General features: G+C 40.0%; 10 protein-coding genes. 2 read left to right on the top strand and 8 right to left on the bottom strand.

All coding sequences use genetic code 11. The features are described 5' to 3' along the window. Window positions 1-157: 157 nt before the first annotated feature. Complete coding sequence (locus P2W72_RS12475; RefSeq protein WP_276363015.1) at window positions 158-3,031, bottom strand: DNA gyrase/topoisomerase IV subunit A; 2,874 nt, start codon at window positions 3,029-3,031, stop codon at window positions 158-160. A gap of 260 nt (window positions 3,032-3,291) precedes the next feature. Between P2W72_RS12475 and P2W72_RS12470 the strand changes: the two genes are divergently transcribed. Then, window positions 3,292-3,930: a sigma-70 family RNA polymerase sigma factor gene (locus P2W72_RS12470; protein WP_276363012.1), complete on the top strand. Its 639-nt coding sequence runs from the start codon at window positions 3,292-3,294 to the stop codon at window positions 3,928-3,930. After that, on the top strand, window positions 3,878-5,119 hold the full coding sequence (locus tag P2W72_RS12465; RefSeq protein WP_276363010.1) for an outer membrane beta-barrel protein: 1,242 nt from the start codon (window positions 3,878-3,880) through the stop codon (window positions 5,117-5,119). The genes P2W72_RS12470 and P2W72_RS12465 overlap by 53 nt, the downstream gene beginning before the upstream one ends. Here P2W72_RS12465 and P2W72_RS12460 read toward each other — a convergent pair whose 3' ends face one another. The 7 genes from P2W72_RS12460 to P2W72_RS12430 form a co-directional block, all read right to left on the bottom strand. Continuing rightward, complete coding sequence (locus tag P2W72_RS12460) at window positions 5,120-6,643, bottom strand: OmpA family protein (protein ID WP_276363007.1); 1,524 nt, start codon at window positions 6,641-6,643, stop codon at window positions 5,120-5,122. It lies immediately after the preceding gene. A 64-nt stretch (window positions 6,644-6,707) separates the two neighbouring features. Next, window positions 6,708-7,196, bottom strand: a complete 489-nt coding sequence (locus tag P2W72_RS12455; protein ID WP_276363004.1) for a cytidine deaminase — start codon at window positions 7,194-7,196, stop codon at window positions 6,708-6,710. A 5-nt stretch (window positions 7,197-7,201) separates the two neighbouring features. Further along, window positions 7,202-9,094, bottom strand: a complete 1,893-nt coding sequence (locus P2W72_RS12450) for a DNA topoisomerase IV subunit B (protein WP_276363001.1) — start codon at window positions 9,092-9,094, stop codon at window positions 7,202-7,204. A 164-nt stretch (window positions 9,095-9,258) separates the two neighbouring features. Next, window positions 9,259-9,987 (bottom strand): acyl-CoA desaturase, encoded by a 729-nt coding sequence (locus P2W72_RS12445; protein WP_276362998.1) that lies wholly within the window; start codon window positions 9,985-9,987, stop codon window positions 9,259-9,261. An 81-nt stretch (window positions 9,988-10,068) separates the two neighbouring features. Next, the gene (locus P2W72_RS12440) at window positions 10,069-10,566 is read right to left on the bottom strand and encodes a phosphoheptose isomerase (protein ID WP_276362995.1); all 498 of its coding nucleotides are present in this window, start codon (window positions 10,564-10,566) and stop codon (window positions 10,069-10,071) included. 92 nt (window positions 10,567-10,658) lie between these two features. Then, the gene (locus P2W72_RS12435; RefSeq protein ID WP_276362992.1) at window positions 10,659-11,108 is read right to left on the bottom strand and encodes a hypothetical protein; all 450 of its coding nucleotides are present in this window, start codon (window positions 11,106-11,108) and stop codon (window positions 10,659-10,661) included. A 257-nt stretch (window positions 11,109-11,365) separates the two neighbouring features. Then, window positions 11,366-13,534: a DUF5916 domain-containing protein gene (locus P2W72_RS12430; protein ID WP_276362989.1), complete on the bottom strand. Its 2,169-nt coding sequence runs from the start codon at window positions 13,532-13,534 to the stop codon at window positions 11,366-11,368. Window positions 13,535-13,571: the final 37 nt, after the last annotated feature.

Here is a 13,571-nt window from a genome sequence, read left to right as displayed (position 1 = left end):
TGTCACAATTGTGTTTCAAATCACATGTAACAAGCGAAAGTATCTAAGGAACAAGCGGATAGATCAACTGATCCGGGGGAAAACATGACGAATTAAGTGAACGGGGATTCAGAAGCGAATAAAAAACCTCCCTGCTTTTAGGAGGGAGGTTTTCAGATCAGAACAAACCAAGTTGCCCTTTATCATCAATATCCAGATCATCCGGATTGGTGATCTCAAAATCTATTTTTTTTGCCGGTCCTGTTTCCGGCTCTTTGGAACTCTCAAGCTGAACCTCCGGAATAATTTCAGGAGATGATTCCTCCTCAGCATCTTCTGAATCAGGTTCAGAAGTATCAATAGCTTCAGGTTCTTCATCAGATTCAATATCTGCATTTTCAGTTTCCTGCACTTCTGCTTTTTCTTCATCAGCTTCAGAAGCTAAGCCGGAAAGTGGTGTAACTTTATGAAGTTCCCGGATATTTTCATTCGTTTCCTCAATTTCAGTATCCCCGGCAAAAATCTCATCATCCTCTTCTTCTATTGCTGAATGAATCAGTTCAAGTCCTTTTACTTCATGCGGACTCAACCTGTTGCCCATCGCCTTCATCCCTTTCACTTCAATAGCTTCACTCAGATCAATCTCTGTTTCCTCTTCAGTTTTAGTCTTACCTTTCAAAACCTGCAGTTTGACCTTTGGCTTTGAATGACCGGAAAGCAGAATCAGTTTAGAACCTGATTCCTCACTGATAACACTGTTTTTTTTACCAATAGATACATTCTCAAACAGGAAACGTTTAAGATAATGTGAACCTGATTTACCTTCTATGTAAACCACGGTAAATACTTTTTCAGGATTATACTTCTCTATGAGCAGAAGTTTATCATCAAAATGGTTGGTCAGATCAAAGCTGCTGAGTTCATAAATACCCTGAGGATTAACAATAAGTATTCTGTCGTCGCCATCAAACTCACCCAGATACTTACCTCTGCCATCTACATTCAAACGCTTCAGAATATCATCAAACCATATTTTACGCCCGGAAAGCGTTGAAACACCTTTACTCTTCAGCAAAACTTTCTTAACCGGGTATTTGGTTACAATATTACCCATAGAGCTTCGGCCTTTAATCACCAGATCGGCAAAATCAAGGTCGAACTGTAATTTTTTCAGTTTGGAATGCGGTTTTAACTGAACATTAACAATTTCAGCTTCACCATTCGGGTTTGCTGTAAAGTATAAAACTTTTGAGCCTTTACTTCCTTTGGTAAGATCATATTCTTTATCTCTGGTTACTCCAAGTACAGAGAATCGTTTAATGTATGAAGTTCCGCTCTCTCCGTCACGATAAATCATATTGTAAACTGTGCGCTCATCATTCTTTTTAAATATCTGAGCATGCAGAATCCCTTTCCCTACGAAAGTTTTCTCGGCAACTTTCGACACATTGAACTTACCATCTTCCCTGAAAACAATAACCTCATCTAGGTCTGAGCAGTCGCAAACAAATTCATCTTTACGTAAACCTGTTCCGATAAAGCCATCTTCACGGTTCATATATAGTTTTACATTCGCCAGAGCTACTTTTGAGGCTTCTACTCTGTCAAATGCTCTGATCTCTGTCTTACGCTCTCTTCCCTGACCGTACTTGCTTTTCAACTTTTCAAACCAGGCAATGGCATAATCAGTAAGATGTTTAAGATGTTTATTTACCTCCCTGATATCGCTTTCCAATGTTTTCAGCTGCTCGTCTGATTTTTTCAAATCGAAACGGGTAATGCTGCTCATTGGCTTATCAATCAATTTTTTATAATCCTCGGGAAGAATTTCACGGTAAAACTGAGGGAAGAACGGCTCGAACAATTTATTCAATACCTCAATAACTGTTTCAAAATTACCAGAGCTCTCATAATCAGGATGCTTATACATGCCCTCCTGAATAAATATTTTAAGCAGGGAACTGAAGAAGATCTTCTCTTTCAGCTCGGCAAGCTTAATTTCAAGCTCCTGCTTTAATAAACCTTTGGTATGATGTGTGCTTTCGATCAAAATATCGTTCACACTCATAAAATAAGGCTTATCTCCTTTAATTATACAGGTATTCGGAGATATGGAAACCTCACAATCAGTGAATGCATACAATGCATCAATGGTAACATCAGGAGATATTCCCGGCGCAAGATGAATGATGATCTCTACATTTTTAGCTGTATTATCTTCGATCTTCTTGATTTTGATCTTACCCTTATCATTGGCTGATATCACACTATCTATCAGTCCGCCGGTAGTTGTTGTATAAGGAATTTCAGTAATTGCAAGGGTCTTCTTATCACGTTCTACAATCTTGGCCCTGACTCTGATCTTTCCGCCGCGCATGCCTTCATTGTAATTACTGAAGTCGGCCATACCTCCCATCTGGAAATCGGGAAGAAGATCGGGGCGATTCCCCCTTAATACCTCTATTGAGGCATCAATAAGCTCCACGAAATTATGAGGCATAATCTTGGTAGCCAAACCAACAGCAATACCATCAGCACCCTGAGCAAGTAATAACGGAAATTTTACAGGCAGAGTAACAGGCTCTTTATTTCTGCCGTCATAGCTGCTCTGCCACTCGGTTGTATCCGGATTGAAAACAACTTCATTAGCGAATTTGGAAAGTCTTGCTTCAATATATCTGGGTGCAGCCGCAGAGTCTCCGGTAATCGGATCACCCCAGTTTCCCTGTGTATCGATCAGCAAATTCTTCTGACCAATCTGCACCATGGCATCGCCGATAGATGCATCACCATGAGGGTGATACTTCATGGTATTCCCGATAACATTTGCCGCCTTATTAAAACGGCCATCGTCCATTTCCTTCAGAGAGTGCAAAATGCGTCGCTGAACCGGTTTTAATCCATCGTGAATATGTGGTACTGCACGATCAAGAATAACATAAGATGCGTAATCCAAAAACCAGTTCTCGTATAAACCGGAAAGTGAGGTTACATTATGTAAAGCTTCTTCCTTAATATCTTCGTTCTCTGTGTTTTCTATTTCTTCACTCATCCTTTTTCTGAAATTCTATCGATTCGTAAATATAAGTTATCGCATGAAATTGTGGTGAGGAAGTTTTACACAGATCTTAATTAAACGCAGTTCAACAGGTAATTCAGCCATATATCTTAAAATCAGAAAAGAATCAGATAAAATAATTACCGAAAGAATATTGAAATTATTTCACTGATATTCAGTAACTTAAAATAATTTCAAAATCAGAGGCAACCATTTGAAAAATCTCAACGTGTATATCTTAAATAGCTATTAGTTTGAATCATTCAACTCAGCAGTTACCTGAACAGCTTCGCCTGGATTGTATTCGCGGTGAAGCAGGTAGTCAGAAAAAATTGTATTACAATTTTTATGGCTTTGCTATGGGTATCTGTTTACGGTATGCCAAAGACAGGGATGAAGCTGTAGAAATACTGAATGATGGCTTCTACAAGGTTCTGACAAGACTCGGGCAATACGATCCTGCCAAGCCATTTTTACCATGGCTTGCACGAATTATGACGAATACCTCTATCGATCATTTCCGTACAGAGCTGAAACATAAGGTTAGTACTGATATTACTGAGATTGAAATTGAAAATGAAGATACTGATATACAAAGCAAATTAAATTACGATGATCTGATTAAAATCATTCAAACTCTGCCACCAGGCTACCGAACTGTTTTTAACCTGTTTGCCATCGATGGCTATTCGCATGAAGAAATAGCCGAAGAACTTGGAATATCAGTTGGCACATCCAAATCGAACTTATTTAAAGCCAGACAAAAATTAAGATCCCTGCTTGAAACAAGCTATGAGAGATCAAACACAAGTACAGAACACAATAGTGTAATCGTTATCAATGAACAATTTGAACCAAAACAAGACAGACAATTTTTTCAGGCAGGCACTTAATACAGTCCCCGACCTTTCTCCTTCTGAGGCTGATTGGGAAAAGATGGAGCGTCTTCTTGAAACAGGAAAGAGGCGCAGGCCTGCAATCGTCTGGTTTTACTGGCCGGCCGGAATTGCTGCAGGCCTGTTGGTATTCTTTTCAATCTGGTTTTTAAAAGAGCCCGCAAAACAATTAGTACAGAAAAAGGAAAGCATAAAAACTGATCATGTTAAAATAGAAAACAAAAATGGGTCTGTTAATTCCAATACAGAATCAATAGTCTCAAATAATTCGGCCCGGGTAAAGCCTTCTGAAATAAATAAAGCTTTTACAGGATCCGGCAGCAGCATTATTCCATCTGAAAATGCAGAGAATGAAAATTCTGAAATGATATTCCCGAAAAAACGTGAACAGCTCCCTTTAATTGATTATGCAATCAATCTGGATCCCAGAACAATCCATGAATTAAATCCGGGCCAGACACCGGTAATAACAACAGAAACATTATTAATATCCGAAAAACAAGCAACCGCAGAAAATGCGCATCATACTCAGAAAAGCCCGGCGGAAAAAAAGGATGGAAAATTAGTCTTAAGCCTGGCATTAACCGGTGATATGAATTCTGTTAATGGAATTGGGAACAGTAAAGCCGGACTAAGCTATGGCATGGGGCTGAACTATACAATTTTGAAAAAGCTTTCTGTAGGTACAGGTATTTACTATTCACAAAAGAAATATACCTCCGACAGGTATTCCTATAAGACAACAGAAAAGCCGTTCGCTACCTGGGCCAGCTATTCGAAACAGATTGATGCAGACTGCAAGGTGATTGATATTCCCTTAAATCTGAACTTGCAATTGAAGAAAACTGAGAAAACAGGCATCATTGCCAGCGCAGGACTTTCGTCTTATATCATGCTTTCTGAAAAATATAATTTCATCTATAAGTCAAGTCCGGCCTATCCCTCTTCAGGAAGACAATACACAATTAAAAATCAAAATGAACATATTATGAGTGTTGTTAACCTGGCTATCGGAATAGAAAAACCGCTTGGTAAACAAAATAGTATTGTAATTCAGCCTTATGCGAAATTACCTTTGGAAGGAATCGGACAAGGTCAAACCGAATTGAAATCTTTCGGACTTGGTTTTCAGCTCAATTATTCAATGAAGAAAAAAGAGAAATTCTTCAATAGAAAATCTGAATAATCACTTTTTCTCAAAGACCAGCTCAACTCTCCTGTTTGCCTGACGGCCATCATCCGTACCATTATCAGCTACAGGCTGTGTATAAGATTTACCTACCGCAGGAATCCTGATCTTTTCGCCCAGAATTTGACTTACTGCATCGATAACTGCTTTATTTCTTCGGTCGGATAATGCATAATTATACTGCAGACCTCCCTTACTGTCGGTATGACCCGAGATCTTAAGTGAATAATATTGTCTCATCTTTTTAAACTGCTCCATCGCAGCTTTCAACTTATCCATCTCATTTTCATCAATCTCTGATTTATCGAAACCGAAGAGTATAACCAGATTAGGAATAGCTGCTACAGATGGGGATTCTACAGATACAGAGGAAGCAGTGACATTCAGAGTCTGGGGAACCTCCCTGACTGCCTGAGGTGTTTCACGGATATTTACAGGTGCTGTTACCTGTGCCTGAACCACCGGTTCAGGAATTTGCTTTTGATACTCTGCAGGCAATATATCTTCCAGTTTTTTGCCCTGAAGTATCAGATTCGGATCAATCACCTTGCTCAGATCAGGATAATCTGTAAATCCGGGCTGCTGAACATCTTTCTTTGCGGTAAGACTTCTGTCTTCTATAAATACTCCTGAATCATAAATATTATCCGAAACATCGGCAATCACAATTTTCAGATGATACTTTTTATATGGTGTAACATAAGTCTGAGCAGTAAGTTTCTTTGTGATCCCGTCATATCTCAGGTTACGGTATAAATTTGCATCAAGCTTCTTCATCAGCTCCGCATCAGGCTGAATAACGGTACGATCTCCGGGAAGAGGTGCTGTTGTCGTAAATACTGATGCAATCCCTCTCAGGACTTTTCCGGTAAATGTACCGTACTTCTTCAATTTCAAAGGCTCATCCCTTTTGATGACAACCTGTTTGTAAATATTATTGTCCCTAAAATGATCCTGGTTCAGTTTATGGTTTACAGTATTAATACTCACCGGCACTTCGCTACCGGGAATCAGAGCGATGTTTTTTGAAGTGCTTTCATCCGAAACGATAAAAGCAAAGACATCATTATAGGGAGAATCAACATATTCAGGATATTCATCAGAGCCAAACTGATAATTGAACTGAATACTATTATCCATCGGCACGAAGTCGAATTCTATATAGCAGATATCATATAACTTATCCCTGATGATTTTCGTCAGATCGGCATCCGATTCAGGCTTCATAACATCGGCAAAAGTGGAACTCTGATTATGTGAATTGTTGTATCCGGCAACATTAAATGAATTTCCGGTAGAAAGAATCAGCCCTTTCTGAACCTGAAGAACATTGCCGCTACCGGTATACGATAGGGTTGAGAGTGGATAGCCTTTAAACTTAATATTTCCTATTACAACACCTTGTCCGCTAAAATTTTTCCTGACCCAGTCATCTACTTTAATTGCCGACAATCTGATCTGTGCGAAGCTGCTTTGCACAAGAAACAGCATTAAAAATACGAGGAATAAAAGTTTCTTCATCGCAAATTGAATTAGTTAATCTTCAGGCATTCCCTCTGACCAATAACATATATACAATTTACGATTATTTCTTAAGTCGCGTTTCTGTAAATGCAAATGGAAGTAAACTTTTAATCCCTGAAATACGAATGATGGAACCATTCAGACAATAAAATATCACATCAATAGGATGAACCTGTTTCTTTTCATATTCTGCCATTACCTGCAAACAAGCTCCGCATGATGTTACCGGCTCTCTGATCTCAAAGCGATCAGTCTGGGCAGTAATAGCCATACTCATTATTCTATCATCAGGATAAGTTGATCCGATAGCAAAAAGAGCTACCCGTTCAGCGCATAATCCTGAGGGGTAAGCCACATTCTCCTGATTGCTGCCATAAATAATCCTTCCACTTTCCAGTAAAACAGCAACTCCCACCCTGAACTCTGAATAAGGAGAATGCGAGGTTTTCATGGCCTTCACTGATTCCCTGCATAAGTTCTGTGCAATGCTGTCCAATTCATCAAGAGAAGAATATAGCTCATAACTTATCGCAAGGTTCTTTTTCTGCATATCTTTTAAGCTACCTCTGCTTCAATATGATCTTCAGTAACAGGAGCGGCCTGCTCCTCTCCTATAAAATCTACTTCCACACGCAGATTCCGGATAATATGTTGCTGCCTGTCGGGGGTATTCTTACCCATGTAGTACTCCAATACACTTTTAATACCGTGCTCTTTGGAAAGGATTACCGGATCCAGTCTGATATCTTCACCAATAAATAAGCCAAATTCGTCAGGCGAGATCTCTCCCAGACCCTTGAAGCGGGTAATTTCAGGCTTATTACCTAATTTATGTATGGCACGCTGACGTTCCTCATCGCTGTAACAGTAAATGGTTTCCTTTTTATTACGAACCCTGAAAAGCGGAGTCTGCAGAATGGAAACATGTCCGGCTTTAACCAGATCAGGGAAAAACTGAAGGAAAAAGGTCATCAGGAGCAATCTGATGTGCATACCGTCCACATCCGCATCAGTAGCAATCACAATATTATTATAACGAAGGTTATCCAGTCCGTCTTCAATATTCAGTGCATGTTGCAGAAGGTTAAACTCTTCATTTTCATAAACCACCTTCTTGGTCAGGCCATAACAGTTTAAAGGCTTTCCTTTCAGACTGAATACCGCCTGAGTCATCACATCGCGCGACTTGGTAATTGATCCACTTGCAGAATCTCCCTCAGTAATAAAAAGAGTAGTATCCTGCTTACGTTCATGGGTATCATCAAAATGAATCTTGCAATCTCTTAATTTTTTATTGTGCAGGGATGCCTTTTTAGCCCGTTCATTGGCCAGCTTCTTGATCCCTGCAATATCCTTACGCTCACGCTCCGACTGAAGAATTCTTTTCAACATGGCATCTGCATCAGCCGGATGTTTATGCAGATAATCATCGAGTTCTTTCTTAACGAAATCATTGATGAACGTACGAACCGAAGGCCCGTCTTCTGCAATATTTTGTGAACCTAACTTGGTTTTGGTTTGTGATTCGAATACCGGCTCCTGCACCCTGATGGAGATAGCAGCAACAATGGAAGCACGAATATCCGAAGCATCAAACTCCTTTTTATAGAACTCACGGATAGTCTTTACCACCGCTTCACGGAATGCGGCCTGATGCGTTCCTCCCTGGGTGGTATGCTGTCCGTTAACAAATGAATAATACTCCTCGCCATATTGCTGACCATGGGTCATCGCAACCTCAATATCTTCACCCTTCAGATGAATTACCGGATAACGAAGGGTCTCTGCATCCGTATTCCTGGTCAGCAAATCATAAAGTCCTCTTTCTGAGAAAAATTTGGTGCCGTTAAAATTTATTGTCAGTCCGGAGTTCAGGAACACATAGTTCCATATCATACTCTCTACAAATTCAGGGATAAAACGATAATTCCTGAAAATGGTATCATCAGCGTAGAATGTTACAGCTGTACCATTTCTCTGTGTAGTTTCGATCTCTGGAAGATCATTGATCAGAACACCTTTTTCAAATTCAGCCTTTTTTGTACGTCCGTCGCGGTACGATTGTACAACAAAACTTGCCGAAAGTGCATTCACAGCCTTTGTTCCCACTCCATTCAAACCTACTGATTTCTGGAAAGCTTTGGAATCATATTTACCCCCGGTATTGATCTTCGAAACGCAATCAATCACCTTTCCCAATGGAATACCGCGGCCGTAATCCCTTACAGAAACCTTTTTCTCACTAACCGTAACTTCTATCGTTTTGCCCGAGCCCATCACGAACTCATCGATCGAGTTATCAAGGATCTCTTTCAGGAGGACATAAATCCCGTCGTCGTATGCAGAACCATCTCCGAGCTTACCGATATACATCCCCGGACGCAAACGGATATGCTCTTTCCAGTCGAGCGATCGTATACTATCATCACTGTAATCTATTTCAGCCATCGTTCAAAAAAGTAAAGGGTGTATTTAATGCAGATACAAATTTAAAATTTAGATCCGCATCCTGCCTGCTTAGATTTCCACATTTAAACACCCGCCCGACCAAAATACAGAACAATAAAAAAGGGTCTCTGAATGGAGACCCTTTAAATATCAATTTCTTCTGTTTAACCCTTTCTTAGCCTGATTATATGCAAATGATGCATCAGCTTAATGATCGGATAGGATGGATCAAACTCATACCATTTTAATGCAAAATTCACATTATTTGGTTTTTTATGATGATTATTCTGGAATAATTCGCCCAGCATAAGAAAATCAAGCGGAAGTGAATTCTTACTGTGATCGTTATTATCATAATTTGAATACCCATATTTATGGCCGCACCAGTTAACCACTGCTCCATGAATTGGTCCCATCAGAAAATGAATCGGAAGCAGAAGGAACATCCACCAGTATTCAGCAAAGTAAACATAGAAGGCCACATAAAGTGCCGCAAATGATAAACGGGTAATCCAAAGATCTCCGATTTTATCAATCAGGGGCCATGTTGGATAGTTATCGCGGAAAGCGGGTTCAGGCTCAACCTTGAATCGTACATAATTCAGGTAAATATTTTTTGTCTGGATCATCATCCCGATTACATCTTTAAAGAAATGAGGCGAATGAGGATCCTTCTCGGTATCGCTGTAAGCATGGTGCATACGGTGCATAATAGCATATGCACGCGGGTTCAGAAAGGAAGCACCCTGAGCAAGAAATGTTGACAAATAGAAAAACTTTTCCCAGAAAGGGTTCATTTTGAACATTTTGTGAGAAGAGTACCGGTGAAGAAAAAATGTTTGAAAAAACAGAGATAAAAACCAGTGGCAGAGAAAGAAAATTAAAATAATCATAAAATATTAAGACTCCGATTTGAGAGCCTGCAAAGTTACATAAATTAAACCGTTAAAAATCATGAATCTCAGAATCAGGGCTTAACGTCCGAAATCATCCTGCAGACGAACGATATCTGATTCATCAGAAGGGGCATTTGCATCGGTATGCTGCCATATTTCTGCAAGTACACCCCAGTTGTTCAGTCCAATCAGTCTATGACGTTCTCCCTGTTGCAAAACAATCCTGTTACCGGGTAAATAAGTTTTAATTTCACCTTCCTGATCTGTCTGACTGGTAATCACTCCCACTTCGCCGCGTACAACCTGCCATATTTCAGCCCTGCGAAAATGATATTGCCATGAAAGTCTTTTATGAGGTGCTACTACAAGAATCTTGGGACTAAGCTTACCGGATATTTTTAACTGTTCAGCAGATAATCCCTGAAAGTAGGCATCAGCAAATTTCTGTGCCTGATCTTCATCAATCACAAAAAACCCACCCCAGGGCCTGCTAAAATCCTGACTAACAACACGAAAGCCCTGTTTTTGTAAATCTTCGCTTATTCCCTGAAATATATTTGCTGATTGTTGCTCCATTTCCATATCCTGCAATAATAAATTTTACGCAGGATAAATACAATTTCCCCGGCATACTATTTAAAATTCACAGCATTGAAAGAAGGAATACGCTATTTGCTAATCCCGACCATTATCTTCCAGAATCCTTCTTCTTTGATCTCTACATCGAGAATTTGCTGGGAAATAGTAACCCTTAATCTGATCGGGTAAACTACATTCAGAATCTGAATGGTTTCACCCCTTCCTGTTTTGGAAATTTGCCTGATCGTATTGTATGAACCCTGTGTGGCCAACACATCATTGATCTCGGCTCCGGGCAATATCGGCCCTGTAACCAATGGCGTTCCGCCACTAACATTTAATGCTTCAATCTGAATAATATTTTCGGCTCCCCTCTCCTCCTGACGCACATCTACTTTAGTCATAAGCATCCCCCTCTCATTGATTCGAAATGGTTTTTCGGGTTTAGGAGCCTTTTGCGCTTTGGGAGCTTTTTGAGCACTTACACTAAGTGTGAATGAGCTGATCAGTAAGATCATCAGGAGTTTTGACAGATTCATGGCTTTTACAGGTTATAATTAAATATACCTATAATATTTAAACCCCATAAAAAATTTAACATGAGCGGGCATAAATTAAAAAAGACCCGAATACTCACGCCGGATTCCTTTGGATCTATAGTACATTCATCCAAATAACAGTCATACTTTCGCCCGGAAAACAAAATATATGATCATGACATCTGATCATTTCTTCAATCGCAGGTCTTGCAATAACGAACAGGTACCAATCAGAAACTCTAAACTCCCTGTATAATTTAATTCCACCAGTACGTAAATTTCAATACCAGCGCACGGTTACGTACTGCAAATGGCGAAGGATAATAATTATCCGTAAAGACGAGGAAAAGATCACTGGCGGGCTTATACCTCCATTGGAAACGGGTATTTAAATTAATGTTCTTTTGCTGATTATTATATTGCACAAAAGTGGTAAAGAACAGTTTATTACTGAATGTAAAATCGGTTCTTGGCCCAACAAGCCAGAAATTAGTTGTCCCCCAGGGTTGAGGCAGTACAATATGATTATAACTGGTACTAAGAGCAATATTAACATAAGGCTGAAAGCGATAACCAAGATCAGCAGCCATATTCAAACGGGTTCCGTCAGCAAAATAGCCACCATACTGTCCGGAAAAATTATAGGTGTATTCCTTCTGTGGTTTCGATGCATAAGTTAGTCCCCATGTTGTCCAGAAATGTTCTGAACCAACACCTAAGCTACCCTTACCTGTATTAACCGGATCAAATGATTTCAGTAACCTGATATAGTTATCAGATGCCCATGCTTCAAATGTACTCTGATTGCGGTGAGTGAGTTTATAGCTGAGGGTAGTTTCATGATCCGTATTGTTGAATGATTTGGTAAAATAGTAAGATGAATTTAGAACCGGACCATGATTCAGTATTTTACCCCCCTTCGGGAAAAACAAATAACCTGCCTTCGGATTTAACCGGACAAAATCTGTTCGGGGAACATATCCAACCTCTGCATTATAATTCTGGCCCACTACTTCATGCTGCCAGCTTAAAACCCATTTCTTACTGGTGTACTGCAGGTTGGCTGCATGAACCAGATCATCGCTGTTTTTCTGCGGACTGAATGATTTCAGCATCATGGTTTTTCCTACCCACAGATTATTTTTAGAGACCAGGTTATATTCCACACCAACATTCCGGTTAAACAAACTAAAAACCGGTTTGCCGGGATGATCGGCAGGGGTATAGTTAACAGATTGCTTGTTCACAAACATAAAACGGATATTGGAACGGGAAAAAACCCTTCTCTGCAAGGCAAGAACAGCAAAATTTTGTGCAGGCAGCCCGGTCTTTCCAATACTTTTTGTCTGCATATCCATTGCACCGATGCGCCAGTGTTTATCCAGACTTCCGCTCAGACGGGCACCAAATTCAATCGGAACACCCAGACCGATACGGCGTGAAAAGAAGGGTCTGATGGTAGAATATCCAAAATTTGCGAAGAGATCCGCATTCTCAAGAAAGAATTGCCTGCGCTCGGGGAAAAACAATTCGAAGCGGTCAAGATTGGTTACCTGCTTATCCACTTCAATCTGCGAAAAATCAGGATTTACGGTGAGATCCAGATTTAATGAAGAGGTAATTCCGATCTTGGCATCAGCGCCTATCTCCTTTTTAAACTTAGTGCTTACATTATTGTCATAATCTTTGGTGAATCCGCCAAGTACATAAGGAATTACAGAAACATTTGTGCCTGCATCGGGCGGAGCCTGATCCCATAAAAGATTTCCGGTATAAGCCAGCGAAGCCACATTAAATTGTCTTGGGATCTTTGCCCAGGCTGATTTCTCAGGGACTTTAATGTCCAGTCGGCTGAAATTTATACCCCATGTTTTGATTCCTTTTTTATACCTGATGGATTTAAACGGTATAGCCGCCTCAAACACCCATCTGTCTTCATAATGCTTAACCTCAGAATACCATTTATTATCCCAGCTCAGATCATAGCCATTACTGTTAAATATAAGTCCGTCCCATTGTGCCCCGGCAGCATTCACACCGAATGTAAAGCCATTGGTCTGGTCGTCGAAAGGGTCAACAATAAGCAGAAAATTATCGTTTTTGGTATAGGCAAAGTCGCGCCTCAATGATTCGACTGCATATGATTTTGCTTTTGGCTGATAGCAGATTGCAGAGATATAAAGATTTTGATCATCATAAGTCATTCGCACTTCAGTCAGGACTTTAGCATAACTGGTATCCATCGGACTGACCATATAAAAATCCTTTGCGGGCTCGGCATCTGCCCAGGCGGCATCGTCTGTATTACCATCTATTCGTATTGCACTTTTCGATTTGGCAATACGAAGCTGATAAGCACTATTTATTTTTTGGGCAAAAATCGGTGAACCGGGAATCAGGAAAATCAGAAGTAAAAAATATCTCAAAACTGCGAATGATTAGACAGATGAGAGCCTTCTCATC

The organism is Daejeonella sp. H1SJ63 (assembly GCF_029360775.1).
Classification (GTDB): Bacteria; Bacteroidota; Bacteroidia; order Sphingobacteriales; family Sphingobacteriaceae; genus Daejeonella.
This window is presented reverse-complemented; position numbering and strand designations above follow the sequence as displayed.

What these genes read in the sequence shown, in the direction of transcription:
- P2W72_RS12475 (WP_276363015.1), bottom strand. Translation starts at nt 3,031, where the DNA reads ATGAGTGAAGAAATAGAAAACACAGAGAACGAAGATATTAAGGAAGAA.
- P2W72_RS12465 (WP_276363010.1), top strand. Translation starts at nt 3,878, where the DNA reads ATGAACAATTTGAACCAAAACAAGACAGACAATTTTTTCAGGCAGGCA.
- P2W72_RS12460 (WP_276363007.1), bottom strand. Translation starts at nt 6,643, where the DNA reads ATGAAGAAACTTTTATTCCTCGTATTTTTAATGCTGTTTCTTGTGCAA.
- P2W72_RS12455 (WP_276363004.1), bottom strand. Translation starts at nt 7,196, where the DNA reads ATGCAGAAAAAGAACCTTGCGATAAGTTATGAGCTATATTCTTCTCTT.
- P2W72_RS12450 (WP_276363001.1), bottom strand. Translation starts at nt 9,094, where the DNA reads ATGGCTGAAATAGATTACAGTGATGATAGTATACGATCGCTCGACTGG.
- P2W72_RS12445 (WP_276362998.1), bottom strand. Translation starts at nt 9,987, where the DNA reads ATGATTATTTTAATTTTCTTTCTCTGCCACTGGTTTTTATCTCTGTTT.
- P2W72_RS12440 (WP_276362995.1), bottom strand. Translation starts at nt 10,566, where the DNA reads ATGGAGCAACAATCAGCAAATATATTTCAGGGAATAAGCGAAGATTTA.
- P2W72_RS12435 (WP_276362992.1), bottom strand. Translation starts at nt 11,108, where the DNA reads ATGAATCTGTCAAAACTCCTGATGATCTTACTGATCAGCTCATTCACA.